Annotated in this window: 1 protein-coding gene and 1 pseudogene; both read right to left on the bottom strand. The window is 76.2% G+C overall.

Annotated elements, in window-relative coordinates; translation table 11 throughout:
* Positions 1–403, bottom strand: a pseudogene (locus tag ACFV0G_RS39660) (hypothetical protein); the annotation flags it as partial.
* Between the two features lie 22 nt (positions 404–425).
* The coding region (locus tag ACFV0G_RS39655) for an SMI1/KNR4 family protein (RefSeq protein ID WP_380558881.1) at positions 426–1,005 on the bottom strand (580 nt) is incomplete at its 5' end.

The following is a 1,005-nucleotide window of genomic DNA, read 5'->3' as shown; positions in this document are numbered from 1 at the left end:
CCGCGGTGCCGAGCCGGGCCGCCTCCGCCGCGATCGCCGCGGCGCCGGCCTCCTGGAGCCACTGCGGCGGGCTCAGCAGGAAGGACGTGGCCTCCACCGCGCCGGGCACCGGCTTGGCGGCGCCGGCCGGGTTGGGCTCGGTCCGCCCGCCGTACACCTCCTCGAAGCGGCGGACCACCTCGTTGACGGGCAGCGGCGGCCAGAGCGTGCTCGCCCCGCTGTCCCGTGCGATCACCAGCCGCACCTCGCCGCCGGCGGCCGGCTCCTCGCCGGCCCTCTCCACCGCCCAGCAGACGAAGCCGAGGTCGAACTCCCGCACCCGTACCTCGCGCTGCTTCGAGCGCGGCACACCGCCGTTGATCCAGTCGTCGGCGATCTCCTGCGCCTGCGCGTACGTCACCACGCCCGGCTCACCCCTCCGTTGCTCAGTTCACCGGGACGGCGCGGGCGAACCCGCCGTCCACCATCAGCCCCGCGACCGTCTCCAGCTCCGGCGGGCTGCCCGCCAGCCGGAGCAGGAACGCGTCGAAACTCTCCCCGCAGGGCAGCAGCAGCCGCGCCACGCGCTCCTCCGGCGACTCGGCGCCGCCGCTGTCGCGGGCGTCGTCGTACGGGCAGAACCAGACCGAGCCGGTCCGCTCGCCGCGCACCTTCAGCGCCAGCAGGCCGCCCTGGACGTAGGCGATGCCCAGGTAGTCCTTGGTGAGGTGGTCGCGCAGGCACTTGTTGGCGTACACCAGGTCGTGCATGCCGTATTCCTCGCTGAGCGTCAGGAACGGCTGGTCGAGCAGGATGCCGCAGTCGACGTCCAGGGCGACCCCGGCGGGGCCGCGGCCGCCCGCGGCCTTGAGGAAGCCCCGGTAGTCCGCGGGCAGGTCGTGGCCGAGCCGCTGCTCGGCGCGCTGCACCAGGTCCTCGGCGACCGCGATCGGGGCGCCGCCGTCCAGGGCCCGCGGGAAGTGCGCCCGCCGGGGGGGCGGGCGCGGGGGGGGCCCCCCCCCCCCC

It is taken from the genome of Kitasatospora sp. NPDC059571 (genome assembly GCF_042735675.1).
Classification (GTDB): Bacteria; Actinomycetota; Actinomycetes; order Streptomycetales; family Streptomycetaceae; genus Kitasatospora.
The sequence above is the reverse complement of the archived record's forward strand: the minus strand, read 5'-3'. Positions and strand labels throughout refer to the sequence as shown.